General features: G+C 65.6%; 20 protein-coding genes. 12 read left to right on the top strand and 8 right to left on the bottom strand.

Annotated features, from left to right (window positions below; all coding sequences use genetic code 11):
- From cyoB to HDC35_RS04945, 7 genes are all read left to right on the top strand, one after another.
- Complete coding sequence (gene cyoB / locus HDC35_RS04975; RefSeq protein ID WP_184644324.1) at positions 1-2010, top strand: cytochrome o ubiquinol oxidase subunit I; 2010 nt, start codon at positions 1-3, stop codon at positions 2008-2010.
- Between the two features lie 19 nt (positions 2011-2029).
- Entirely contained in the window at positions 2030-2656 is a 627-nt protein-coding gene (cyoC, locus tag HDC35_RS04970) for a cytochrome o ubiquinol oxidase subunit III (protein ID WP_184645195.1), read from the top strand.
- Positions 2653-3039: a cytochrome o ubiquinol oxidase subunit IV gene (gene cyoD, locus HDC35_RS04965; RefSeq protein WP_184644322.1), complete on the top strand. Its 387-nt coding sequence runs from the start codon at positions 2653-2655 to the stop codon at positions 3037-3039. Before cyoC ends, cyoD begins: the two co-directional genes overlap by 4 nt.
- Positions 3036-3740, top strand: a complete 705-nt coding sequence (locus HDC35_RS04960; RefSeq protein ID WP_184644320.1) for an SURF1 family protein — start codon at positions 3036-3038, stop codon at positions 3738-3740. Before cyoD ends, HDC35_RS04960 begins: the two co-directional genes overlap by 4 nt.
- Entirely contained in the window at positions 3737-5044 is a 1308-nt protein-coding gene (locus HDC35_RS04955; RefSeq protein WP_184644318.1) for an ATP-binding protein, read from the top strand. The genes HDC35_RS04960 and HDC35_RS04955 overlap by 4 nt, the downstream gene beginning before the upstream one ends.
- On the top strand, positions 5041-5574 hold the full coding sequence (locus tag HDC35_RS04950; RefSeq protein WP_184644316.1) for a response regulator transcription factor: 534 nt from the start codon (positions 5041-5043) through the stop codon (positions 5572-5574). Before HDC35_RS04955 ends, HDC35_RS04950 begins: the two co-directional genes overlap by 4 nt.
- 168 nt (positions 5575-5742) lie before the next feature.
- Positions 5743-6063: a multidrug efflux SMR transporter gene (locus tag HDC35_RS04945; RefSeq protein ID WP_184644314.1), complete on the top strand. Its 321-nt coding sequence runs from the start codon at positions 5743-5745 to the stop codon at positions 6061-6063.
- Between the two features lie 6 nt (positions 6064-6069).
- Here HDC35_RS04945 and HDC35_RS04940 read toward each other — a convergent pair whose 3' ends face one another.
- The 6 genes from HDC35_RS04940 to HDC35_RS04915 all read right to left on the bottom strand — a co-directional run bounded on the left by HDC35_RS04940 (position 6070) and on the right by HDC35_RS04915 (position 14132).
- Positions 6070-6471: a hypothetical protein gene (locus HDC35_RS04940; RefSeq protein ID WP_184644312.1), complete on the bottom strand. Its 402-nt coding sequence runs from the start codon at positions 6469-6471 to the stop codon at positions 6070-6072.
- Positions 6472-6543: 72 nt separating this feature from the next.
- On the bottom strand, positions 6544-8220 hold the full coding sequence (gene nagE / locus HDC35_RS04935; RefSeq protein WP_184645193.1) for an N-acetylglucosamine-specific PTS transporter subunit IIBC: 1677 nt from the start codon (positions 8218-8220) through the stop codon (positions 6544-6546).
- Complete coding sequence (ptsP, locus tag HDC35_RS04930; RefSeq protein WP_221438129.1) at positions 8220-10709, bottom strand: phosphoenolpyruvate--protein phosphotransferase; 2490 nt, start codon at positions 10707-10709, stop codon at positions 8220-8222. The genes nagE and ptsP overlap by 1 nt, the downstream gene beginning before the upstream one ends.
- 49 nt (positions 10710-10758) lie before the next feature.
- Complete coding sequence (gene nagA, locus HDC35_RS04925; RefSeq protein ID WP_184644310.1) at positions 10759-11925, bottom strand: N-acetylglucosamine-6-phosphate deacetylase; 1167 nt, start codon at positions 11923-11925, stop codon at positions 10759-10761.
- A complete protein-coding gene (locus HDC35_RS04920; RefSeq protein ID WP_221438128.1) occupies positions 11922-12956 on the bottom strand; it encodes an SIS domain-containing protein in 1035 nt (344 codons plus the stop codon). Before HDC35_RS04920 ends, nagA begins: the two co-directional genes overlap by 4 nt.
- 93 nt (positions 12957-13049) lie before the next feature.
- Complete coding sequence (locus HDC35_RS04915; protein WP_184644308.1) at positions 13050-14132, bottom strand: acyltransferase family protein; 1083 nt, start codon at positions 14130-14132, stop codon at positions 13050-13052.
- 175 nt (positions 14133-14307) lie between these two features.
- Here HDC35_RS04915 and HDC35_RS04910 point away from each other — a divergent pair, with 175 nt between their 5' ends.
- From HDC35_RS04910 to HDC35_RS04895, 4 genes are read left to right on the top strand one after another with little or no spacing between them, the layout of a single operon-like run.
- Positions 14308-17550, top strand: coding sequence for a TonB-dependent receptor (locus tag HDC35_RS04910; RefSeq protein WP_184644306.1), 3243 nt, complete (start codon positions 14308-14310; stop codon positions 17548-17550).
- Positions 17551-17607: 57 nt separating this feature from the next.
- A complete protein-coding gene (locus HDC35_RS04905) occupies positions 17608-19116 on the top strand; it encodes a tryptophan halogenase family protein (protein ID WP_311770714.1) in 1509 nt (502 codons plus the stop codon).
- Positions 19113-20579, top strand: coding sequence for a tryptophan 7-halogenase (locus tag HDC35_RS04900; protein WP_184644304.1), 1467 nt, complete (start codon positions 19113-19115; stop codon positions 20577-20579). Before HDC35_RS04905 ends, HDC35_RS04900 begins: the two co-directional genes overlap by 4 nt.
- Positions 20576-22063 carry a tryptophan halogenase family protein gene (locus HDC35_RS04895; RefSeq protein ID WP_184644302.1) on the top strand — a complete coding sequence of 496 codons (1488 nt, stop codon included), beginning with the start codon at positions 20576-20578 and terminating at the stop codon, positions 22061-22063. Before HDC35_RS04900 ends, HDC35_RS04895 begins: the two co-directional genes overlap by 4 nt.
- On the opposite strand, the gene HDC35_RS04890 is transcribed toward HDC35_RS04895, so the two are convergent.
- Together HDC35_RS04890 and HDC35_RS04885 are read right to left on the bottom strand one after the other, a co-directional pair.
- The gene (locus HDC35_RS04890) at positions 22060-22797 is read right to left on the bottom strand and encodes a GntR family transcriptional regulator (protein WP_184644300.1); all 738 of its coding nucleotides are present in this window, start codon (positions 22795-22797) and stop codon (positions 22060-22062) included. The genes HDC35_RS04895 and HDC35_RS04890 overlap by 4 nt on opposite strands.
- Positions 22798-22898: 101 nt before the next feature.
- Positions 22899-23942, bottom strand: a complete 1044-nt coding sequence (locus HDC35_RS04885) for a glycosyl hydrolase family 18 protein (RefSeq protein WP_184644298.1) — start codon at positions 23940-23942, stop codon at positions 22899-22901.
- 100 nt (positions 23943-24042) lie between these two features.
- Between HDC35_RS04885 and HDC35_RS04880 the strand changes: the two genes are divergently transcribed.
- Positions 24043-26601, top strand: a complete 2559-nt coding sequence (locus HDC35_RS04880; protein WP_260397533.1) for a family 20 glycosylhydrolase — start codon at positions 24043-24045, stop codon at positions 26599-26601.
- Position 26602 lies beyond the last annotated feature (1 nt).

Here is a 26602-nt window from a genome sequence, read left to right as displayed (position 1 = left end):
ATGAGCATCCCGCATCCTGCCCCCGAAACCGGCCCGATCCTCGGCAAGCTGTCGATGGAGGCGCTGCCGCTGCACGAGCCGATCCTCGTCGTCACCTTCATCGGCGTCGTCCTCGGCGGCATCGCCGTACTCGGCCTGATCACCAAATATCGTCTCTGGGGCTATTTGTGGTCCGAATGGTTCACCACCGTCGATCACAAGCGCATCGGGATCATGTACATGATCCTGGGGCTCATCATGTTCTTGCGCGGCTTTGCCGACGCGATCATGATGCGGCTCCAGCAGGCGATGGCGTTCGGCGGGTCCGAAGGCTATCTGACGCCGCATCATTATGACCAGGTGTTCACCGCTCACGGCGTCATCATGATCTTCTTCGTCGCGATGCCGTTCATCACCGGGATCATGAACTATATCGTGCCGCTGCAGATCGGCGCGCGCGACGTCAGCTTCCCCTTCCTCAACAATTTCAGCTTCTGGATGACGACGTCGGGCGCGGTGCTGACGATGGTCTCGCTGTTCGTCGGCGAATATGCCCAGACCGGCTGGCTCGCCTATCCGCCGCTGTCGGGCATCGCCTACAGCCCCAATGTCGGCGTCGACTATTATATATGGGGATTACAGATAGCCGGCGTCGGCACCACCCTGTCTGGCATCAACCTGATCGTCACGATCCTGAAACTGCGCGCGCCGGGCATGGGGCTGATGAAGATGCCCGTCTTCACCTGGACCTCGCTCTGCTCGAACATCCTGATCGTCGCCTCCTTCCCGATCCTGACCGCGACGCTCGTTCTGCTCAGCCTCGACCGCTATGTCGGCACCAACTTCTTCACCAACGATCTCGGCGGGTCGCCGATGATGTATGTGAACCTGATCTGGATCTGGGGGCATCCCGAGGTTTATATTCTCGTGCTGCCGCTGTTCGGCGTCTTCTCCGAAGTGACCTCGACCTTCTCGGGCAAAAGGCTCTTCGGTTACACCTCGATGGTCTATGCGACCGTGTGCATCACGATCCTGTCGTATATCGTGTGGCTGCACCATTTCTTCACCATGGGATCGGGCGCGAGCGTCAACAGTTTCTTCGGCATCACGACGATGGTGATCTCGATCCCGACGGGGGCCAAGCTCTTCAACTGGCTCTTCACCATGTACCGCGGGCGCATCCGTTTCGAACTGCCGATGATGTGGACGATCGCCTTCATGCTGACCTTCGTCATCGGCGGCATGACCGGCGTGCTGCTCGCGGTGCCGCCCGCCGACTTCGTGCTCCACAATTCGCTGTTCCTGATCGCGCATTTCCACAATGTGATCATCGGCGGCGTGCTGTTCGGCCTTTTCGCGGCGATCAACTACTGGTGGCCCAAGGCGTTCGGGTTCAAGCTCGACGTCTTCTGGGGCAAGGTCAGCTTCTGGTGCTGGGTGGTCGGCTTCTGGGTCGCCTTCACCCCGCTCTATATCCTCGGCCTGATGGGCGTGACACGGCGCATGCGCGTGTTCGACGACCCGAGCCTGCAAATCTGGTTCGTGATCGCCGGCGTCGGCGCGGCGATCATCGCCGCGGGCATCGGCGCGATGCTGGTGCAGTTCGCGGTCAGCATCTGGCGCCGCAAGGAATTTGCCGAGGAAAGCGGCGATCCGTGGGACGGCCGCACGCTCGAATGGGCGACCAGTTCCCCCCCGCCCGACTATAATTTCGCCTTCACCCCGGTGATCCACGACCTCGACGCCTGGCACGACATGAAAAAGCGCGGGCACCAGCGGCCGGCCGACGGCTATCGCGACATCAACATGCCGAGCAACACCGGCGCGGGGATGATCCTGTCGGGCATTTGCCTGGTGATGGGCTTCGCGCTCGTCTGGCACATCTGGTGGCTCGTCGCGGCGAGTTTCGTCGCGGTGGTCGCCGGCGCGATCATCCACACCTTCAACTACAAGCGCGATTTCGACATCCCGAAGGCGACGGTCATCGCGGTCGAGGAAGCGCGGACCCGCCAGCTGGCGGCCGGAGCCTGACCCGATGAGTGCCAAGACCATGACAGCCAATGCGATAACCGCCGACGAACCCGTCGCCTTCTACGATCTCGACGAGCATGCGCACCCGGAGGGGCACAGCACGATGCTGGGCTTCTGGATCTATCTGATGAGCGACTGCCTCATCTTCGCGATCCTCTTCGCCTGCTACGCGGTGCTCGGCGGCAGCTATGCGGCGGGCCCGGCGCCGAAGGATCTGTTCGACCTGAAACTGATCGCGCTCAACACTACAATGCTGCTCTTCTCGTCGATCACATATGGCTTTGCGGTGCTCCAGATGCAGCAGGGCAAGGTGAAGGGCGTCCAGCTCTGGCTTGGCGTCACCGGGCTGTTCGGGCTCGCCTTCCTCGGGATCGAGCTCTACGAATTCCACCACCTGATCGAGATCGGCGCGGGGCCCCAGCGCAGCGCCTTCCTGTCGAGCTTCTTCACCCTCGTCGGCACGCACGGGCTGCACGTTACCTTCGGCATTATCTGGCTGGTGACGCTCATGGTCCAGCTGTCGAAGCACGGGTTGATCGCCGCGAACAAGCGCCGCGTGATGTGCCTTTCGATGTTCTGGCACTTCCTCGATGTCGTGTGGATCGGCGTCTTCACCTTTGTCTATCTGATGGGAGTGCTGCGATGAGCGCCGATCCCCACGCTGCGCACGGTCATGACGAGATCGAGATGCCGCACGCGTCGATGCGCGACTATGTCATCGGTTTCCTGCTGTCGGCGATCCTGACCGCCATTCCTTTCTGGCTGGTGATGACGATGCCGCTGAGCGCGGGCACGACGGGCGCGGTGATCATGGGTTTCGCGGTAGTGCAGATCGTCGTCCACATGATCTTCTTCCTCCACATGACGCCGAAGGCCGAGGGCGGCTGGTCGCTGACCTCGCTCGTTTTTACCGTCATCGTCGTCGGGATCATGCTCGCGGGGTCGCTGTGGGTGATGCATCATCTCAACACTAACATGATGCCGATGCCGCACGAGCCTACCAGCCAGACAGCGAGTCAGGTGCTTTGACGCGCACTCGCCGCGCGGCCTTTGCCGCCGCGGCGCTGATCGCGGCGCTCGGCCTCGCGGCGCTCGGCGTCTGGCAGATCGAGCGGCGGGCGTGGAAGCACGAGCTGATCGCGGCGGTCGATGCGCGCATACATGCGCCACCCGTTGCGGCACCGGGGCCGGATCGATGGAACGCGGTCACCGCCAGGGACGACGCCTATCGGCGCGTCACCGCATCGGGAATATTCCGGCACGATCGCGAGACGCTGGTGCAGGCGGTGACTGAACGCGGCGCCGGATATTGGGTGATGACCCCGCTCGAAACGCGGGATTTCACGCTGCTGATCAATCGCGGCTTCGTTCCCAAGGACCGGCGTGATGCGAAGACGCGCGCGGCGGGTCAAGTCGCGGAGCCGGTGACGGTGACCGGCCTCTTGCGCGCGACCGAGCCCGGCGGGGCCTTCCTGCGCTCGAACGATCCGGCGGCCGGCCGCTGGTTTTCGCGCGACGTGGCGGGAATTGCGAAGGCGAGGGGGCTCGGCAAGGCTGCGCCCTATTTCGTCGATGCCGACGCCGCGCCGAACCCCGGCGGCTACCCGGTCGGCGGGCTGACTGTCGTGCGTTTTCGCGATCATCATATGGTCTATGCGCTGACCTGGTTCGCACTGTCTGCGCTCAGCCTCTTTTTTGCGTGGCGGCTCTGGCGTATCCGGGAAGCATGACCGACCCGGCGATCCTGCCCGCCGCGCCCGCGAGAGCCCCCGCGGGGCGCCCCAACATGACGCTGCTGATCCAGCTGCGCTGGCTGGCCGTCGGCGGACAGCTTGCGACGATCGGCATCGTTAGCGGACCGATGGGCATATCCTTGCCGCGCGTCCCGCTGCTGGCCGCGATCCTCGTGCTGATCGCGATCAATTTCGCGAGTATCGTGGCGCTGCGCCGCGGCCGCGCGGTGACCAATGCCGAACTCACCGCCGTCCTGTTGTTCGACGTCGCGGCGCTCGGCTGGCAGCTCCATCACAGCGGCGGGCTGGCCAATCCCTTCGCCTCGCTCTTCCTGCTCCAGGTCGTGATCGGCGCAATCCTGCTCACCCCGCGTTCGTCGTGGGCGATCGTCGCGGCGGCGCTCGCGGCGCTCGCCGCGCTGCGCGTCGATCCGACGCCGCTGGTGCTGCCCCCCCCTTACGCGGCCGACCCGATGAAGCTCTATTTGCAGGGCAGCTTCGTCTGTTTCCTGCTGATCGCGGTGCTGCTCGTCGCCTTCGTGACGCGGATCAGCCGCAATTTGCGCGACAGCGATGCGGCGCTTGCGGCCAGCCGCCAGCGTGCGGCGGAGGAGGATCATATCGTCCGCATGGGGCTGCTCGCGTCGGGCGCGGCGCACGAACTGGGGACGCCGCTGTCGACGCTGTCGGTACTGATCGGCGACTGGAAGGCGGCGCCGCGGCTGAAGGACGACCGCGAATTGCAGGAGGATCTTGCCGACATGCACACCGCGGTCCAGCGCTGCAAGGCGATCGTCGGCGGCATTTTGATGTCGGCGGGCGAGGCGCGCGGGGAGGCGCCGCAACTGACAACGATGCGCGCTGCGTTCAACGAGATTGCCGCGCACACGCGCGCCGTGCGCCGCCCCGGCACGCTCGAGTTCAACGACCGGTTCGGCGCCGACGTCGCGATCGTGTCCGACCCGGCGCTCCGGCAGGTGATCGGCAATGTGCTCGACAATGCGGCCGAGGTGTCACCCGACTGGACCAGCTTCACCACCTCGCGCGACGGCGATATGCTGGTGATCGAGATCGCCGATCGGGGCCCGGGCTTCAGCCCCGAGATGCTCAGGAATTTCGGCCAGCCCTATCGCTCGACCAAGGGAAGGCCCGGCGGTGGGTTGGGGCTGTTCCTGCTCGTCAATGTGCTGCGCAAGATGGGCGGCGGCGCCAGCGTGTCCAACCGCGATGCGGGCGGCGCGCTGGTGCGGATTGTCTTGCCCATTTCGGCGCTGGCGAGTCCCGGCGGAGAGACGGCATGACCGACCAGCGCCATTTGCTGATCATCGAGGATGACGAGGCTTTCGCGCGGACGCTCAAACGCTCGTTCGAACGGCGCGGCTATGCGGTCGAGGTCGCGCATAGTCCGGAAGAAATGGACGCGATATTGCCGACCTTCCGGCCTGGCTATGCGGTCGTCGACCTCAAGCTGGGCGCCGCATCGGGGCTCGCGTGCGTGCAGACGCTGCGCGCGGCCGATGCGGCGATGCGGATAGTCGTGCTCACGGGCTTTGCCAGCATCGCGACCGCAGTCGAGGCGATCAAGCTCGGCGCCTCCTATTATCTCGCCAAGCCCTCGAACACCGACGATATCGAGGCGGCGTTTGAGCGGTCCGAGGGCAATGTCGAAACGCCGCTCGATGCGCGCCCATCGTCGATCAAGACGGTCGAATGGGAACATATCCACCAGGTGTTGGTGGAGACGGATTTCAACATCTCCGAAACCGCCCGGCGGCTCGGCATGCACCGGCGTACCCTCGCACGGAAGCTGGAAAAACGGCAAATTCGTTGAGGCTCCCCGGCTCAGCGCCGCTATTGCCACGGCCGATCTTGTTCCTTGGCCCGGTGCGGCGCGTCTGATATCGGGGCGCGGCAACCGAAAGAGGCCACGTCCTCGCCCGCGTCCGCCGCGGGTTTTCAGGTCCGGGACGGCCCGGCAGCCTTTGGAAAGGAGGCGGTCATGGCCTGGATTTACCTGACGATTGCTGGACTTTTCGAGATCATATGGGCGTTCGCGATGAAACAGTCGGACGGTTTCACGCGCCCCGGTCCGACCGCGATCACGATCGCGGCGATGATCGCGAGTTTCGCATTGTTGTCGCTGTCGATGAAAGTGCTGCCGCTCGGCACCGCCTATACGATCTGGACCGGCATCGGCGCGGTCGGCGCCTTCCTCGTCGGCATCTTCATTCTTGGCGAAGCGGCGAATGCGACACGCATCGTCGCGGCGCTGCTGATCGTGGGCGGGCTGGTGCTGATGAAGCTGTCGTCGCCCGCCTGAGCCGGCTCAGTCGGCCTTCATCGCGAAGGCTGGGCCCAAGTCGATCGTGCGCGCGGCGTCGCCCAGCGTCAGCGCGACATTCGTCTTGCCCGCCGGATAGGCCCCGGCGGCGATGCCCTTGATGTGTACGAGCTTCCATTCGCCCGTGATCGCGACCCGTCCGGCGATGATCGCCCTATGGGGCGCGCTGTTCTGCTGGATCGCGGCGCCAAGCTCATCGGGGCCGTCGGCGCCTTCCGCCAGCCGGGCCCAGAGTGCGAGCCGCAATATCTGCTGCTCAACCTTGCCGTCGGCGGCGCGATGGGCGGCGAGGTCGACGATGCGATCTTCCCGATCCGTTTCGAGGTCGAGCATGTTCGCGTCTATCGACAGCAACCGCGCGGCGCGGTTCCGCCAGCCGAATGACATTGCGACGCCCGCCGGACCTCGAGAGCTCACGGCGGGCGCCGGGGGCAAGCGGCGGGAAGACCGCCGCCCGGGTCAGGTCAGGATGTGACAGACGCCGGAATGCGGATAGGCGATGCCGCGCGTCAGCTGCGCGAGCCGGTCTTCGACGATCTCGTCGCGATCGACGATCTCGACGCGGAACCGGCCATGAAGCGCAGTGACGCTGCGGACATTGCCGCCGCCGCCCAGCGCATAGAGGATATCGGCGGGCAGCGACGCGTCGGGCGCGACCGTCTTTCGAACCTGTGCCGGGGTGATTGCGGCGTCATTGCCTGTCAGCGCGCCACGGATTTCTTCGGCGACCAGATCGGCGATCGGCCCCAGCACGACCTGCGCTGCATTTTCCGACGGCCGGATGATCCCGCGCGAGCCGAGCGCCGCCAGCGCGGCGTCGTCGACCGCCGACTGATCGGCGACGATCAAGCGCAGGCGCGTCGTGCAGGCATCGACACTCACCAGATTGGCGGCGCCGCCGAGCGCCGCGACAAAGGCATCGCCGCGCGCTCTGCCCGCAGCGGCGGTCGCGGCTTCGGTGACCGCCCCTGTCTCGCGCCCGGGCGTACTCAGGTCGAACCGGCGGATGAAGAAGCGGAAGAGGCCGTAGTAGAGCAGGGCATAGGCTGCGCCGATCGGCAGGAGCAGCCACGGCCGCGTCGCGAGGCTGAAATTGAGCATATAGTCGAACAGTCCCGCCGAAAAGCCGAACCCCAGCCTGATGTCGAGCGCGTTCATCAACGCCATCGAGGCGCCGGTGAGCAGCGCGTGGATCGCATAAAGCAAAGGCGCGACGAACATGAAGGTGAACTCGATCGGTTCGGTCACCCCGGTCAGGAAGCTGGTGAAGGCAAGGCTGAACAGCATGCCGCCGACCGCCTTTTTCCGCTCGGGCCGCGCCTCGTGATACATGGCGAGGCAAGCGGCGGGCAGGCCGAACATCATGACGGGGAAAAAGCCCGACATGAAGGCGCCGGCATCCGGATCGCCCGCGAAGAAGCGGCGGAGGTCGCCCGTCGCGCCCCCGAAATCGCCGACGACGAACCAGGCGGCATTGTTGATAATATGGTGCAGCCCGGTGACGATCAGCAACCGGTTGAGCACGCCATAAACGAACAGGCCGGCGCCGCCGCTTTCGACCACGGTGCGGCTCGCGGCATCGATCGCGCCGCTGATATGCGCATAACCATAGCCGATCACAAAGGCGAGCAGCAGCCCGGCGACCCCCGCCGCGATCGGGACGAAGCGGCGCCCGCCGAAAAAGGCGAGATATTCAGGCAGCGCGATTGCCGCGAAACGGTTGTAGAAATTGCCGCCGATCAACCCGGACAAGATGCCGATGGGCACTTCGAGCTTGTCGATCTGGGTGAGCGACCAGTTTTTCCCCGCGAGCGCCGCCGCCGCGTCGGGCCATCCGGCGCCGACATCGGCCGGCGCTGTAAGGAAGGTTTGCGCTCCGGTTGTCGTGACGAAGTAACAGACCACCCCGGCGAGCGCCGCGGCGCCATTGCCGTCGCGCGCGAAGCCGACCGCGACACCGATCGCGAACAAGATGCCGAGATTCTCGAAGATCGCCGCACCCGCGGCCGAGACGAAAGCGATGTCCAGCAGGTCGGGCTGGCCGATGCGCAGCAGCAGGCCCGCTATTGGCAGCACCGCGATCGGCAGCATTAACGCGCGGCCCAATGGCTGGAGCGTTTCGAGTATCTTGCGCATCACCGTGTCTCCTCGAAAGCGCGGGCTAGCGCGCGCACCTCCGCTGCCGACTTGCATTGCAGCGCCAGCGCGGCGTGCGCCTGCGTCTCGGGCAGAGAGAGCCCGCGCACGATCTGTTTTGCCTCCGCGACGAACCCCGGCACCGCCGACAATTCGGTCACGCCCAATCCGACGAGGATCGGCAGCGCTGCGGGGTCGGAGGCGAGCCCGCCGCAGACGCCGACCCAGCGGCCGTGGACCGCGGCAAGGCGGCACGTCTCGCCGATCATGCGCAGCACCGCGGGGTGCATTGCATCGACCCCGGCGGCGACCGCGGGGTTGCCGCGATCCATCGCGAGGACATATTGGGTCAGGTCGTTGGTGCCGATCGACAGGAAATCGGCCTCGACGGCGAGCAGGTCCGCGGTCATCGCGGCGGCCGGGGTTTCGACCATCACCCCGACCTCGACGGACGCCGCGATCCCCATCTCGCCGCGCAGCCGCTCGACGAGCGCGCGCACCTGTCTGAGTTCGTCAACGCTCACGACCATCGGAATCATGATCTTGCATTGACCCGCGGGCTCGACGCGAAGGATCGCGCGAAGCTGCGTTTCGAGCAGCTCGGGCCGCGCGAGGGCGACCCGGATACCGCGCTGGCCGAGCGCCGGGTTTTCTTCGGTATCAATCGCTATATAGGCAGCAGGCTTGTCGCCCCCGATGTCGAGCAGGCGGACGATGACGGGCTGTCCGGCCAGCGCGTCCGCGATCCCCTGATAGGCGGCGTGCTGCTCATCCTCCGACGGCGCGGTCTCGCGATCGAGGAACAGAAACTCGCTGCGGACGAGCCCCGACCCCTCGGCGCCCTGCGCCGAAGCGGATTGCGCCTCCTCGACGCTGCCGACATTGGCGAAGATTTCGATGCGCGTGCCGTCGGCGCTGCGGCACGCGTCGTTCGCGACCGCCTGCGCGGCGGCGCGGCGGGCGTCGCGTTTGGCAAGCCGCGCGGTGAAGGCATCGGTATCGGCGGCCGATGGGGCGAGCGTGACATGGCCGAGTTCGGCGTCGAGCAACAGCGGCGCGCCATCATCGACCGCATCGAGCGCGTCGCCCGTCGCGACGATGGCAGGCAACCCCATGCCCGCGCAAAGGATCGCGACGTGCGACGTCGGGCCGCCGCGCCGGAGGCAGATGCCGGCCGGGCTTTGCGCCGCCAGCGCCACAAGCTGCGACGGCAACAGATCCTCCGTCACCACTATCGCCCCCGCCGCGATATTCGCCCCGTCGAGCGGCTTCCCGGTCAGCACCGCGAGCATCTGCCGCTCGATATCGACCAGATCGTTAATGCGCTCGATCAGATGGGCATTGCCCGTCGCACGGATCGCATCGATCTGGTCGTGGATCGCGCCGCGCCAGGCGAAGCCCGCGCTATGCCCGTTCGCGATCCGCTTTTCTGCCGCGGCAATCAACTCGGGATCGTCGATCAGCGCAAGATGCGCCTGCATGACCGATGCGACGCCGCCGCCAGCCGCGTCGGCGCGCGCCGCGATGGCCGCGCGAACCTCGCTGCGCGCTGCGATCAATGCGGCCTTTTCTTCGTCCGCGCCGCCGCCTTCGCGCGCAACTGCGATGTCCGCCTGACGCAGCCACGCAGCCGGCCCCATGGCGAGACCGGGAGACGCGATCACGCCGCCGATCTGTCCCGCGCGGAGCGGTGCGGCCGAAGCGGCAGCAGGAGGGCGCGCGGCGGCTGGCCGCGCCTCTCCCATGTCGGTCGCAAGAAGCGCGACGATGGCGGCGAGCGCTGCTTCGGCATCGTCGCCGCGCGCCTGCACGATAATCTCGTCGCCGAACGCCGTGCCGAGCGCGAGCAGCGCGACCGTGCTGCGCGCGTCGCCGCGCTTGTCGCCCTTCACCAGATGCACTTCGGCTTCGAACCCGCGCGCCGCCTCGCCGATCTGCGCGGCGGGACGGGCGTGGATACCGTGCGGTAGCGACAGCGTCACTGCCTGTTCGACGACGGTGCCGTCGTCCCGGCGGCGGCGCGCGTCGGCCTGCACGGGCACGAGCGTCATCAACGCTTCGCACGCCCCCACCCCCGCGCCGGTGGTGCGGCGGCCGATCGTAAAGGCTTCGGCGTTGGTCACGATCACCGGCGTGATCAGGCTCGTCGCCGCGAGCGCGACCAGGTCGATGTCGAAGCGGATCAACGGGTCGCCGCGCGATACGGCATCGCCGATTGCGACGAGCGGAGTGAAGCCTTCGCCTTTCAGCATCACCGTATCGAGCCCGATATGGATCAGTATTTCGGCGCCCTCGGCGCTGCGCAGCGAAATGGCGTGGCCGGCGTCGTGCAGCGTTACCACCTCACCGTCGAACGGTGCGACGACCGTATCGCCAAGCGGCTGGATCGCGACACCGTCGCCCATCATCCGCTGCGCAAAGACCGGATCGGGAACGTCGTCCAGCGTCGTCGCCCATCCTCGGACCGGAGAGGTGATGATCAGGCCCATGGCTATAATCCCCAAAACTTCCGCCGCTTCTTGCCGTGCGGCTTGTGCATCATTGCGCGGCTTGCGCCATGTCCGGTGCGGCCTGCGAAACAATCTGGCCGTCGATCCATGTCGCGCGCGTTTCGAGCGCGGCACCGAGCCAGACCCAGTCGGCGCGCCGCCCCGCCGCGATCGCCCCGATGCGATTCCCCAGCGACAGGAAGGCGGCGGGCGTCGCGCTCGCCATCGCCGACACATCGGGCACGGACAGCCCGGTGACCTCGATCGTTTTGCGCAGCGCCGATGCCATGTCGAGGTGCGTGCCCGCGAGCGTGCCGTCTTCGAAAATGCAGACGCCGTCTTTCACCGCGATGCGTTTGCCCTGCAGGGTAAATTCGCTGACGTTTGTGCCGACGCTCGGCATCGCGTCGGTAACGAGCATGATGCGCTCCTTGCCCTTCGCGTGCACCGCCAGCCGCACGACCGCGGGGTGGAGATGGACGTCGTCGACGATCAATCCGCAATATGTATCCGAATCGAACGCTGCGCCGACCGCGCCCGGACCCCGGTGGTGCAGCGGCGACATCGCGTTGAACAAATGGGTAAAGCCCGACAATCCCGCTGCAATCGCGCGCTGCGCCTCGTCATAGGTCGCGTCGCTGTGCCCCGCGCTGACAATCACGCCGTGGCGGACGAGGGCGCGGATATCCTCCTCGTCGCACAGTTCGGGCGCGAGCGTCAGCATCACGCGCCCACGATGCGGAGCGGTCAGCGTCGCCAGCGTATCGGCGTCGAGGCGGCGGATCCGGTGCGCTTCGTGAATGCCGCGCTTCACCTCGTTGATGAACGGCCCTTCGATATGGATGCCGACGACCCCGGGCACGCCGCGCTCGATCGCGGCATCGACGGCCGCGAGCGCCGCAGCGATCTGCGCGGGCGTGTCGCTGATCAGCGTCGGCAGGAAGGCGGTCGTGCCGAACCGCGCGTGCGCGGCGCCGATCGCCGCGATGGCTTCGACATCGACCTGATCGTTGAACAGCACGCCGCCGCCGCCATTGACCTGCGTATCGACAAAACCGGGGAGCAGCCACCCGCCGTCCAGGTCGATCTCGTGATGCGCCGCGGCGTGGCCGGCGGGCGACACGGCGGAAACGATGCCGTCGGCGATGGCGATATCGACCGCGTCGACAGCGCCGGCCGGCAACGCGACCTGCCCGTTGTGGAAACGAAAGATCATAAAGTCTCGGTAACCTTGTTGAGGTGCGGAGGCGAGTCGGGGTCGCGGCCGCGTGCGAGCGCGAGCGCGCTCGCCATGCGGTAAAAGCTCTGGATCATCAGGATCGGTTCGATCGCCGGGTGACCGGCGATGGCAGGCAGGTCGCCATTTTCGGGGTCGGCGAGCAGCACCGTCGCGCCGCGCGCGCGAAATTCGTCGGCGACATCGCGGACGCCGGCGGCAGCGCGGTCGGTGCCGCCGAACGCAAGCACGGGAAAGGCATCGCCGACGATCGCCATCGGGCCGTGGCGGACCTCGGCCGAACTGAAGCTTTCGGCGTGAAGCCCCGACGTCTCCTTGAACTTGAGCGCCGCTTCCTGCGCCGCGCCGAGCCCATAGCCGCGGCCAAGGACGAACAGGTTGGTCGCATCCCGGAACATCGCGACCGCGGGTGACCAGTCGAGTAGGAACGCCCGCGCAAGCTGGTGCGGCAGGGCGACCAGCGCGGTCTCCAGCGCCTCGTCTTCCGCCCAGGCGGCGACGAGCGCGGCGATGGCGGCGAGCGAGGCGATATAGGATTTGGTCGCCGCCACCGATCGCTCGACCCCGGCCGAGAGCGGGACGACCACATCGGCGAGGCTGGCGAGCGGCGAGCCTTCGGCATTGACGAGTGCGACGACGAAGGCGCCGGCATCACGTTGCTGCTCGACCGCGGCGAGCAGGTCGGGACTCTTGCCCGATTGCGAAATCGCGAGGCACAGCCGGTTGCCGGCAACGGCGGGCGCGTCATACAGCGACGCGATCGATAGCGCGGCCGATGCCGTCGGCGTTCCGGTGCGCGTTTCCACCAGATATTTGGCATAGGTCGCGGCATGATCCGACGATCCGCGCGCGCAGGTAACGACTGCCGCTGGCGGCAATGTGCGCAGGCGCTGGCCGATCGCCGCGAAGGCATCGCGATTCGCGGCGAGCATCTTGGCCACGGCCTCCGCCGCCTCGCCCGCTTCCTGCTCCATCAGCGTCTGTCGTCCGTCCAGCGCGGCGTTCAGCATCGTTCATCGTCTCCGGTCGAGCGTCGGTGGAGCGCTCGCGATATTGGTACTATATAGGTTATACATATCGCATCAAGCGGTATGTTTGCGCGGTCAAATCTTGATGACCCAATTCTTCCGGCGTAGCCATTCCATCGCGCCCCAGATCAGCAGCATGTAGAGAAGGATCGGTAGCAGCGATGCGACCTTATCGCCGAGCGTTTCACGCAGCGCCCGGAACGGCAGCAGCAGCAGGTCCCACGTAACGACGCCGGCGGTGACCTGATGCAGCGTGTAGGCCGCGATCGCATTTGCGCCGAACGCCAACATCGCGGTCGCGGCGACGCCCGGCTGGCGGCCCTCTCGATCGAGCCAATGGTGAAGCAATGCGAGCGCGAGGATGGTGATGCCGCTCGTGACGAGCACGAAACTGCTCGACCAGATATCTTTAACGATCGGGAATGCGAGGCTCCAGATGCCGCCCACGACCAGCATTGCGGCGCCGATCATCGCGAGCTTGCGTGTGGCGGGGCCTTGGCGACGGGTAAGCATTTCGCCGACCGCGACGCCGATCAGGCCTTGCGCGATGGCGGGCAGGGTGCCGATTATCCCTTCGGGATCATATCCTTCGGGGCCTTGCACATAAAGATGGGTGCCAAGCATCGCGCGATCGACCGAAGCGACGAAATTATGGCCGCGCACCCAGATGTCGGTCGCCAGCCCGTCGAGCGAGGGAAGCAGGGCCAGCGGCCAATAGAGCGCCAGGATCGCGGCGATGGCGATCACCCGGGCGCGCGGGCCGACGAGCAGGAAGAGGAACGCGCAGGCGCCATAGACGAGCCCGATTCGCTGGAGCACGCCGAACAGGCGCCAGTCGCCCGAGGCGAAGCTGGCGAACCAATAGAGATTGCTGAGGATGAAGCCCAGTAGCAGCAGGCGCCCCGTGCGCCCCAGGATGTGGCCCCACTGCGCCAAATCGAGCGTGGCATCGCGCAGCGAAAAGGGGATAGCGATCCCGACCATCGTCAAAAAGCCCGGAAAAACGAGGTCGGCGAGCGTCAGCCCGTCCCAACTCACATGCAGCAGGATCGGCGCGACATCGGCTTCGGCGCCATATTTTATCGCCGCCGCGCAGTTGACCAGGATCATCCCCGCGACGGTCAGCCCCCGCAGGACGTCAAGTGAAATCAATCGCATGGCTGTGCCTCCCCCGTTTTCGCCGCCCGCCCCGGGCAACATCTTTGCGCTGCCATAAATTTGCAATGGACAGCGCGATGGATTTGTAGTCTATTGGTAATAGTCCAAGGACGCAATTGGTCTTATATAGATTGTGGGAAGGCAATCTGGACCGGACTGGATGGGGGAAAATATAATGGTTAAGGGGCCTGCCAAGACAAACGGGATTCGGCGCGGTCTGCTGCACGGCATATGCGGCGCGGCGCTTGCGAGCGCGATGATCCTTCCAGCCGCGGCGCAGGAAAACAACGCGCCGGTATCGGCGGACGATGAAAACCCCGACGACATTGTCGTTACCGGCATTCGCGCCAACCTCGAATCGGCGCAAAACCGCAAGCGCAACGCCGACACCGTCGTCGATTCGATCACGGCGGAGGATATCGGCTCCTTCCCCGACAAGTCCGTGGCCGAAGCGTTGCAGCGCGTTCCCGGCATCACCGTCATCCGTTTCGCGGGCACCGACGACACCTCGCACTTCTCGGCCGAACCCTCGGGCGTCATCATCCGCGGCCTCAATCAGGTCCGCTCCGAATTCAATGGCCGCGACACCTTCAGCGCGAACAGTTCGCGCGGTCTCAGCTGGCAGGATATCTCGCCCGAGCTTCTCGGCGGCATCGACACCTACAAGAACCAGACCGCCGACCTGATCGAGGGCGGCATCGCGGGCACCGTAAACCTGCGCACGCGCGTGCCGTTCGATCAGGATGACCGGCTCGTCTCGATTTCGATCAAGAACACCTATGGCGACATCGCGAAGAAATCGACGCCCGAAATCTCGGGCATCATTTCGGATCGCTGGCAAACGGGGATCGGCGAGCTCGGGCTTATGCTGAACGGCGCCTATTCGCACGCGATCACCGCGAGCCAGGGCATACAGTTCGACCGCATGGCGATCTTCGACGGCGTGTTTGGCCCCGGGAAGCAATATATTCCCAGCGGCATCTACATGCGCGACAATGAATATGACCGCAAACGCTACGGTATCTCGGCGGCTTTCCAGTGGCGCTCGAACGACGGAGACATGGAACTGACCGGCCAGTATCTGCGCTCGCAGTATAACAACAGCTGGCGCGAGCATGCGATCTATTCGAGCGCGTTCAGCATCTACGGCCAGCCGAGCGACTATCAGGTCACCGATCCGACGCTGGTCAATCCGCTGCGCGGAACCGATCCCTTCGCCTTCGACGATGACGGCAATTTCCTTAGCGGCTGGTGGTCGGCGCCGCGCCCCTATGTCGGCGAAGGTGACGCCAACCTAGGGCTCGGCGTCAACGAGGACGGCGAGGCTTTCTTCAACCGCTGTTATTCGTGGGAAGTGGACGGTAACGGTGTACCGTTCTGCGACAACCCGCAGCGTGCGCCGCAACTCGACACGGCCGCGAATGCGCTGCGCAACAAGCAGATCACGCAGGATTTCGGTCTGAACTTCCGCTGGAACGTCAGCGACCGGCTGCGCGTCACGCTTGACGGCCAATATGTCGACGCGAGCGTCAGCAACTATAATGCTTCGGTCACTGCGCGCAGCTATGCCAACACCTATGTAGACTTGACCGGCAAATATCCGCGGCTGGAATTCCTGCCGAACGCGGCCGACAACATCAACCTGTCGGACGGCGGGCTCAACAATCCGAATAATTACCATTATTACGCGATCACCGATCACACCGAAGACAGCGACGGCGAGGAAGTCGCCTTCCGCGCCGACGTCGAATATGATGTCGACTCGGGCTGGCTCGACGCGATCAAGGTCGGCGCGCGCTATTCCGACCGCGACCAGACGGTGCGCTGGGGCGCGTATAACTGGGCGAATATCTCGAACACTTGGACCTATACCCAAGCGCCCTATTTCAACATTGACAGCCCCGCCTACGCGCCGGGTACCAACCAGCTGCACACCTTCAGCGGCGACTTCTTCGCGGGCAACCAGATCAATCACAACAGCTTCGCCTTCTTCAACATGGATATGTTGTCGAATCGCGAACAGCTCGCGGCGGCGCTCGGACGGCCGTCGACCGGCGTCGGCGACTATTATCCCGTCTGTTCGGGCGAGGGATATCGCGGTGCCGAGACGATCGAGAAAGCCTTCGGCTGCTATTTCCCAAGCGAGGTCCACCGCGTCAGCGAGCGCACGATTGCCACCTATGCGATAGCAAAGTTCGGCGGCGACAGCCTCGCGATCGGCGGGGTGCCGATCTCGGGCAATATTGGCGTTCGTTTCGTCTGGACGCGCGACGATACGGTCGGGGCGACGACCTTGCCCGTTCCCTTCACGCCGACAGGGCTCCTGTGCGAGCTGGGGACCGATCCCGGCCCGCCGCCGCGCCCGACGGCATCGTCGGGCTGCGTCGTCACGCAGCAGGAGATCGATTTCGGCAATGGCGCGACCGTCGCCGATACGACCAAGGTCAATCATTTCCACGCCCTGCCCAGCTTCAACATCAAGTTCGATCTGACCGACAAGCTGGTGTCGCGCTTCGCCTATTCGCGCGCGATGTCGCGGCCCGATTTCGGCCTGCTCCGCAATTTCCTGACGGTGAACCGGCTGACGCCGAACCTCAACGATTTTTCGGACCCCAACGTCACGCGCGACGAGGATGGCAATGCGATCGCCTATGACTGGCAATATACCGGCCAGTCGGGCAATCCGGGACTGAAACCGATGACCGCCGACCAATTCGACCTGACGCTCGAATATTATTTCGGCCGGTCGAGTTCGTTCACTGCCACCGGCTTCTACAAGAAGTTCTACGACTATATCCAGGCCGGGCAGTTCAATCTCGAAGTGACGAACAACGGGGTGACCGAGGACGTCCGCGTCAACCGGCCGGTCAACGGCGACGGCGCGAGTATCTATGGCGCCGAATTCGCCTTTCAGACCTTCTTCGACTTCCTGCCGGCGCCGTTCGACGGGTTCGGGGTGCAGGCCAACTATACCTATGTGAAGAACGACGGGATCGAGACGGTCAATCTGCTCAACGAAACCGCGGGTGGAACGGCGGGTGGCGGCCTGAGCTATGAGGACAGCACGGTCAAGGCCAACGCGCTCGAGGGTATCTCGAAGCACAGTTACAACCTCGTCGGCATGTATGAGAAAGGCCCGGTATCGGCGCGTGTCGCCTACAACTGGCGTTCCAAATATCTGGTGACCGCGATCGATTGCTGCGTGGGTTTCCCGATCTGGCAGAAGAGTACAGGCTATCTCGACGCGTCGCTTCGTTTGCGCGCGACCGCGAATATCGAGTTCGTGCTGGAAGGCACCAATCTGCTCGGCACCGACACCGTGCTGATGCAGCAGGTCGATAGCGACGGCACGCTGAAACCCAACGCCTGGTTCAAGAACGACCGGCGCTACCAGCTGGGGGTGCGGCTCAATTTCTAAATGGGGGAAGGGGCGTTCATTGGGGCTGGCGCCCTCCTTCCTCCGCGCTAAGCTGGCATGATGGGGGACAGGTTCGAACTGGTGATCGTCGGCGGTGGGACCGCCGGGTGGATGTGCGCTGCGGCCTGCGCTGCCAAACTCGCCCCGGCGCGTTTCCGCGTCCGCCTAATCGAATCCGAGGAGATCGGGACCGTCGGCGTCGGCGAAGCAACGCTACCGCAGATGAAGGATTTCAACGACTTCCTCGGCCTCGACGAAGTCGAATTCATGAAGGCGACGCAGGCGAGCTTCAAGCTCGGTATCGAGTTTGTGAACTGGGGGCGCGAGGGCGATCGCTATATCCACCCCTTCGGCACCTTCGGCCGCCCGATCGGCGAGGCCGATTTCTTCAGCTATTGGATCCGCGCGAACCGCGCCGGCACCGCTGCACCGCTCTTCGACTATTGTTTCCCGATCGTCGCGGCGCTCCAGAACCGCTTCATGTTGCCCGTCGGCGACGGCAACGATGTGCGAAGCGCCTTCGCCTATGCCTATCATCTCGACGCCTTCCTCTACGCGCGATACCTGCGCGGCTGGGCCGAAGCGCGCGGCATCGAGCGGATCGAGGGCCGCATCGTCGACGTCGAGCAACATAGCGAAAGCGGCGACATTGCCGCGGTCAAGCTGGCGTCGGGCACGCGCGTCGGGGGCGATATGTTCGTCGATTGCTCGGGCTTCCGCTCGCTGCTGCTTGGCGGGACGCTTGGTGTCGATCTGGAGGATTGGTCGCCCTGGTTGCCGTGCGACAGTGCGCAGGCGGTGCCCTCGGCGCGCTCGGCCGACTTCACCCCCTATACGCGCTCGACGCGGCGCACCGCGGGATGGCAATGGCGCATCCCGCTCCAGCACCGCACCGGCAATGGCTATGTCTATTCGAGCGCCGATATTTCGGACGACGAAGCGGCGGCGACCTTGCTCGCCAATCTCGACGGCGAGGCGCTCGCCGACCCGCGCGTGCTGCGCTTCAAGGCGGGCAAGCGCGAAAAGGCGTGGGCGAAAAACTGCGTCGGCATGGGGCTCGCGGGCGGCTTTCTCGAACCGCTCGAATCGACGAGCATCTATCTAGTGCAGATGGCGATCATGCACATGCTGACGCTGATGCCGGACGAGCGCGCGATCGACCCGGCATTGCCTGCCGGGTTCAACCGCGTGATGGATGTCGAATATGACCGCATCCGCGACTTCCTGATCCTCCATTATATCGCGAACGCGCCCGATGCGCCGCTTTGGGAGCGCGTCACAACGGGTGACATACCCGATACGCTCGCGGGCAAGATCGAGCGTTTCCGCCATCGCGGCTATATCGAGGCCTATCGCGACGGCCTGTTCGGTCCGCCGAGCTGGCAGGCAGTGTTCGTCGGGCAGGGCATCGAGCCGCGCGCCGCCGACCGGCTCGCCGATGTGCTGCCCGCCGCCACGGTCGACGAGCGTCTCGCCAACCTCGCCGCAACGATTGCCGATGCGGCGGCGACCCTGCCATTGCACGCCGATTTCATCGCGCGCTATTGCCCGGCGCCCGCGCCGTGAGCAACGCGGTGCAGCAGGTCGTCGTCCATGGCGGCGGGGTCGCGGCGGCGATGGCGGCGCTCGCGGTCGGCCGCGCCTTTTCGCGGCTCGGCACCGACATCGTCTGGGTCGATACTGGCGAAGCGCCCGCGCCGCATACCGCGCTGATCGCGCCGCCGGACCTTGCAACCTTCCACCGCCTGCTCGGCATCGACGAGGCCGCGCTGGTTCGCCACGCCGCGGCGGCGGTCAATATAGGCCAGCAGTTCGCCGGCTGGTCGGGCGGCGACCATGGCTTCCTCCATGCCTATGGCGACGCGGGCAGCGCCTTTGCGTCGCTGCCCTTCGTCCAGCACTGGACGCGCGCCCGTCAGGCGGGGCTGGGTGTCGCACTCGAGGATTTCTGCCTCGCCGCCGCCGCGGCCAAGCAAGGCTGCACCGGCGCGCCGCCCGAGGCGGCGACGCGGCAGGCGGTGAAGCAGGGCTGGCACCTGGACGCCGCCGGCTATGCGAAGCTGCTTCGGGCGGCGTGCAAGCGGGCCGACGTGCGTATCGTTTCCGGTGCGGGCGTGGTCGTTCGGAGGGAAGGCGATCGGATCGAGCGTATCCATCTTGCCGATGGCACGTCGGTCGGCGCCGACCTGTTTATCGACACCCATGGTGCGCTGGCCGCGTCGCTCGATCCCGATGGGACTTCCGCGCGTCCCAGCTTCTGCGACCGGATCATCCGCGCTTCGGCGCCCGCCTTCGATCCGCTGCCGCTCTATAGCCGCATTGCGGCACACGCGGCTGGATGGCTGACGCTGATCCCGCTTTCAAGCCGCATGGCGATCGAGTTCGCTTACCACAGCAATATCTTGTCGGATGCCGACGCCCCCGCCGCGCTCGCAGCGGCAATGGGACGCGCCGTCGAAGCCGCGCCGCCTGCGCCGCTCGTCGCCGCCACGCGCCCGCGTCCGTGGGTCGGCAATGTCGTTGCGGTCGGGCCTGCGGCGGGCGTCGCCGCCCCGCTCGACGGCGCCGAACTGCTCCTGCTCCAGCTCACCATCGCGCAGATCGTTCTGCTCTGGCCGATCGATCGCGCCGCGATGCCCGAGGCCGACATTTACAATGAAGAAATGACGGGCAGCCGGGCGCGTGTTGCCGACTTCACCGCGCAGCATTTCCGCCTCAACGCGCGCATCGGCGAGCCCTTTTGGGACGCCGCCCGCACTGCGCCGGTGTCGGCCGAGCTCGCAGCAAAGATCGACCTGTTCGCCGCGCGCGGCATGTTCGCACATTATGATCACGAGGCGCATGTCGAGGACAGCTGGGCGCTCGTCATGGCGGGGCACGGCGTGACCCCGCGCAGCTTCGACCCGCAGGCGCTCCTGACCGAAGACCAGGCGCTCATGGCCGAATTCCAGCGCCAGCTCCGCGCCGTCGCGAGCGACGTCCTTGCGATGGAGACGCACGCCGAGAGGCTGCGGCAGATTCGCGGATGAGCGCGCGGGAGCGCCCGGTACGGCGCATCGTCATCGTCGGCGGCGGCAGCGCGGGCTGGATGACCGCGGCGGCGCTGGGCCGCGCGCTGGCGGGGCAATCGCACAGCATCACCCTCGTCGAATCCGAGGCGATCGGAACCGTCGGCGTTGGCGAGGCGACGGTGCCGCCGATCCATGAATTCAACCGCTACCTCCGCATCGACCAGGCCGAATTTTTGCGCGCGACGCGCGGTACGATCAAGCTCGGCATCGAGTTCGAAGGCTGGGGCGGGGTCGGCCACCGCTATTTTCACCCCTTCGGCTATCTCGGCGTCGAAATGTCGGGCATCCATTTTCATCACTATTGGCTGAGGCATCTTGCGGCGGGCGGCGATCCCGATCACGGTCCTTATAATCTGGAGACGATGGCCGCGCGCGAAGGCCGCTTCGCCTCCGCTACGCGCCACGGCCCGGTCCATCACGCGGTCCATTTCGACGCTGCCGCCTACGCCCGCTTTCTGCGCAGCTATGCCGAGGACAAGGGCGTGGTGCGGGTCGAGGGCAGGGTCGCCGACGTCCGCCTCGATGGCGAGCACGGCTTTATCACCTCGCTGGCGCTCGACGGTGGCCGCGTCATTGAGGGCGACCTTTTCATCGACTGCTCGGGCTTTCGCGGTCTGCTGATCGAACGCGCGCTTCGGACCGGCTACACCGAATGGAGCCGCTGGCTCCCGTGCGACAGCGCGGTCGCGATGCCGTGCGAAAGCACCGGCGACCCTGCGCCCTTCACGCGCTCGACCGCGCGCGAGGCGGGCTGGCAATGGCGCATCCCGCTCCAGCACCGCGACGGCAACGGCTATGTCTATTCGAGCGCGCATCTGGACCATGACGAGGCAGAGGCGCTGCTGCGTTCGCGCCTTCCCGGCGCGCCGCGCGCCGACGCCAACCGGCTGCGCTTCGTCGCAGGGCATCGCAATGCGATCTGGAACCGCAACTGCGTTGCGATCGGGCTCGCGGGCGGCTTCCTCGAACCGCTTGAATCGACGTCGATCCACCTGATCCAGACGACGATCATCCGGCTGTTGTCGCTACTACCGCGCGACGCGATCGATCCCCATGTCGTCCGCCGCTTCAACCGCGATGCCCTTCACGAATATGAGGTGATCCGCGATTTCGTGATCGCCCATTATGCGCTGGCGAACCGCGACGACACGCTCTTCTGGCGCGACGTTGCCGCTGCGGGCATGCCCGATACCCTTGCGGAACGGTTCGAGGCGTTCCGGGCTACGGGCAATATCCTCTTCGAACCCGGCGACCTCTTCGGCCCGACCAATTGGTACGCGGTACTGACGGGGCAGGGGGTGCGCCCGCAAAGTTGGCACCCGATCGCCGACGGCCTGTCCGACGCCGAACTCGCGTCGCGCCTTGCAACGCTGCGCGGCCGGGTGGCGGAACAACTTGCCGAACTGCCGCCGCATGTGGAGTTTCTGCGGCGGCTGGCCTAGCCGTTCAGCTCTGCCACCACGTCATAGGCGTCGCCGCGATAGAAGCTCTGCGTGAACTCGGCGGTGCGCCCATCGGCCAGGAAGCCCCGCCGTTCGATGAACAGGCCGGGCGTGCCGGGCTCGATCTCCAGCATTTCGGCCTGTTCGGTCGTCGCCGCGATCGCGCGCAGCCGCTGGAGCGCGCGAACCGGCAGATGCCCCGCCGCCTCCAGCGCTTCATAGAGCGACGCCCCCACCGCATCGACCGATGGCAAGCAATAAGCCGGGATCGTGGCAATCTCGAGCGCCATCGATGTGTCGTCTGCGTAGCGGATGCGGTGGAAGCGATAGACGAGCGATCCCGGCGACAGGCCGAGCGAAAGCGCCTCTTCGGGGGTCACCGCGCCCGCGGTCTTGCTCACCCATCTGCTGTGCGGCTTGCGCCCGCGCGAGACCATATCCTCGGAAAAGGAGGTGAGCTTGGAAAAGCTTTTCTCGACGCGCGGGCGGGTGACGAAGGTGCCGGCGCCGCGGCGGCGCATGACGATGCCGTCACCGACCAGCCCGTCGATAGCCTTGCGCACCGTGATGCGCGACACGTCGAATTCCTCGGCCAGGTCGCGCTCGGTCGGAATCGCTTCCTCCGCTTTGACGACCTGCCCCTCGATCGCGTCGCGCAGGATTTTCTGCAGCTGCAGGTAAAGCGGTGTCGGGTCATCCTTCTGGAGCGGGCCCACGCGTTCGATCAATGACAAGGATGCTGCTCCACCCGATAGCCCCGGCAAAGCCGGTCGATAAGACCAGCCTTAGCGCGGCATGTGTTGCATTGGTATCCTTTCGTCAAGCTAGTTGCGAATTATTCGCGTGAAAGGCCGCGCGCGATCGCCTTTGTCAGGGTGTGATCGGGAGTGTCTTGCGACAATTCCCACACCATCACACCGCCTGCCTTTTCTGCGGCAAGTCGCGCCTTCTCCTCGATCGTTGCCGGGCCATTGTGGGTGACGTAGCGACATCCCGCGCACAACTTGCCGATCACATCGGCTTTGGTCGCATTTAGGCCATGCGCGGCCACGAGTTCGCGATAAGACCAATTCGCCTTCTCGCCGCCGAATCCATATCCGTAAAATGGCACGCCGAGGACGAGTCGCTCGCGCTTTACGCCGCGCGCCAGCCACAGGTCGAGATCGCGGGCCGCCATCGCATAGCTGCTGTGCTCGGTGCCTGCTTCGCCCCAACTTGGCCCGATCGCGTCATAGGACATGACGTTGACGAGATCGAAATAGGGTATCGATCTCACCGGGATCATCCCGCCCTCATAAGAAGCGGTGGCGCAGGTCAGCAGCTTGCCGCGTGCTTTCATCGCGTCGGACAGTGCCACTATGAAGGGCGTATAGTCGCCCGCCTGGTCGATTTCCGTGAGCAGCGCCGCCTCGATGTCGATATCGACCCCGTCGAGCCCCAGCGTATCGGCAAGGTCGACCAGTGCCGCCACGGTTCCCGTGCGGCGTTCGGGAGCAAGCAGGGCCTTCCAGTCACCCGAACAGCCGGGGATCACGCCGCCGGCGGTCGAGATCAGCACCTTCGCCCCGCCTGCTTGCAGCCGGGCGACGGTGGTGCGGAGTGTTTCGACCGACAGGTTTGCGCCGGTTTCGTCGCCCATGCACGTCATGCGCCCGCCATGGAAGAAGCGCCCCTCGGTATCGGGGTTGGCGAAGGAGAGGTTGAAATGGGTGAAGGCCGCAAGGTCGGTGCGCGCGATCGACAGGTCGAGCCCCTTGAACGCCGCGAGATAGCCGACCACAACGGGCCGCCGCTCTTCGGCGCGGGCCGGTGATGACAATACTAATGTAAAACCAATCAGGATCGAGGCGATGAGGCGAAAAGCGCGAATATTCGTCATTTTACCAATTTCCCTCTTAATTCCGTCCGATCTGAAAGGCGTTGACCCACTCGCGACTACATGACAAATTAGATACAAATTGTCGAGCGGGAGAAAATTGATGCGGGCTGCGGGATGGATCATGATGGCAATGGCGGCGCTTCCCGCGCCGCAGGCGCTGGCGGCCGAGACGGGATCGCAAGCGTCGCTCGACCGCCTCGCCGATACGCTTGGCTACCGCCTCACAATGGTCGACAACGGTCCGGCGTGCCCAACGGGGATCGACGGCTGTTTCCTCACGACGATCACGCTGACGATACCCGAAACGCTGCCCGCCGACCTGCCGAACAAGGGGCTCGCGCTATTTTTCAGCTTCGTAAACCGGCTGCCGCTCGTCGAAAGCGACATCTTCGCGCACCGGCTGATCAATGGCGACGTCCAGCAACTGACGCTGAAGCCGGGCGCGATGCTGCGCCCCGGTTCGAAGCATGAAATCAAGCTCTGGGGCGTCGGGTCCAATTTCTCGAAAGCGTTCGGCATGCCCAACGCCTATCTCGTCGCCGACGGGCTTAATCCGCGCACGATCGCCGCGACGCGCCCCGTGATCGACCCCGAAACGGGCCTCGAAACCTTGCCCTTTGTCGCGCCGATGACCGACGAGGCGAAGCTTGCGACCAAGAGCGAGGCCGACAAGACGCGCTGGCTGACCGCCGAGCGCGCCTTCGACCTGCAAGCCGGTCGGCTCGCACCCGAAGCCGCTGGCGTCGTGATCCTGCCCAAGCCCGCCAAGGTGGTGCAGGGCACGGGAAAGCCGGTTGATCTGACCCGCGGCGTCGCGCTAACCTTGAACGGTGTCGAGCGCAGCGCGGTCGACCCCGCGCTCGCGGCGCTCGGCGCGCCCGAGGGCGCATTGCCGCTGACGATCCGTATCGACCCCGCCGCCGCGGCGAAACCCGAATCCTATATTCTCGACGCCAAGGCGTCGGGAATTGCGATCACCGCGCACGACGCCGCGGGCGCGAGCCATGCCTTGCGCTCGCTCGCGCAGCAGGCGGCGTTCGAAAAGGGCAGGCTGGCGCCGCTCCATGTCGAGGACGCCCCCGAATATGGCTTCCGCGGCCTGCACATCGACCTCGGGCGAAATTTCCACAGCCGCGACGAGATTTTGAAGCTCGTCGAGACGATGGCGACATACAAGCTCAACAAGCTCCACCTCCATCTCGCCGAGGACGAGGGCTGGCGGATCGAAATCCCGGCACTGCCCGAACTCGCCGAGATCGGCTCGAAACGCTGTCATGACCCGTCCGAGACAAGGTGTTTGCTCCCTCAACTCGGCGCCGGCCCCGACGGCGCAGGCAGCGTCAACGGCTATCTGACCGCCGCCGATTATATCGCGATCGTTCGGGCGGCGGCAGCGCGCCAAATCGAGGTCATCCCGTCGATCGACATGCCCGGCCACAGCCGCGCGGCGATCAAGGCGATGGAGGTACGTCACGCGCGCCTGACCGCCGCGGGCAAACAGGCAGAGGCCGACGCATATCGCCTGATCGACCCCGCTGACACGACCGAATATCGCAGTATCCAGAATTACGACGACAATACGCTCAACGTCTGCATTCCCGCGACCTATCGCTTCGTCGATACCGTCGTCGATGCGCTCGCCGCGATGCACAAGCAGGCCGGCGCGCCGCTCGAGACCTTCCACCTTGGCGCCGACGAGACCGCGGGCGCATGGATCAAATCGCCCGCGTGTCAGGCGATGATTGCCGAAAATGGCGGCGATGCGGGCAAGCTCACCCCGCGCTTTATCGAACGTGTGACCGCGAGCCTTGCCGCGAAGGGCTTGCGCACCGGCGGCTGGAGCGACGGCATGGGGCATACCGATACCGCCGCCATGCCCAAGCAACCGCATCTGGTGCAGAGCAATATCTGGGGCGTGCTCCACACCGGCGCGATCCGCGAGGCGCACGACCAGCTGGGTCGCGGCTGGGACGTCGTGCTGTCGATCCCCGACCTCGGCTATTTCGACATGCCCTATGCGCCGCATCCCGACGAGGGCGGCTACGACTGGGCCTCGCGCGGCGTCGATCCGTATCAGGTCTACGGCTTCATGCCCGACAATCTGCCCGCCAACGCCGCAACGATCCGCAACATCCATGCCGAGGGCAAGGCGATCGAGGACGGGCCCGTCCTTGCGCCCGGCCGCCGCGTTGCGGGGTTGCAGGCGCAACTCTGGAGCGAGACGATCCGCACCGATGCGCAGGTCGACTATATGCTCTTTCCGCGCCTGCTCGCGCTCGCCGAGCGGGCTTGGGCGCCAGCGCCATGGACCCCCGCTTACCAGGCAGGCGTGAGCTATGAATGGGGCGACAGCCGCGTCGACGCCGCGAAACTCAAGGCCGGCTGGCAGGATTTCGCCGGGCGCGTCGCGGCGCAATGGCCGATGCTGGAGAAGATCGGCGTGGCCTATCGCGTCGCGCCGCCGGGCGCGCGCATCGCGAACGGCAAACTCGAAGCAAACAGCATGTTCCCCGGCACCGCGATCGAATATCGGGTCGAGGGCGGGGCGTGGACGCGCTATGCAGGGCCCGTTACGGTCGGCGGCGCGGTGGATCTGCGCAGCCGTTCCGCCGACGGAAAGCGCGCCAGCCGGACGGTGCGGGTCGAACCCGCCCGCTGAG

The sequence above is a fragment of the Sphingopyxis sp. JAI128 genome, assembly GCF_014207235.1.
Lineage (GTDB): Bacteria > Pseudomonadota > Alphaproteobacteria > Sphingomonadales > Sphingomonadaceae > Sphingopyxis.
Note: the sequence above shows the minus strand (reverse complement) of the source record. Positions and strands in the feature narration are given on the sequence as shown.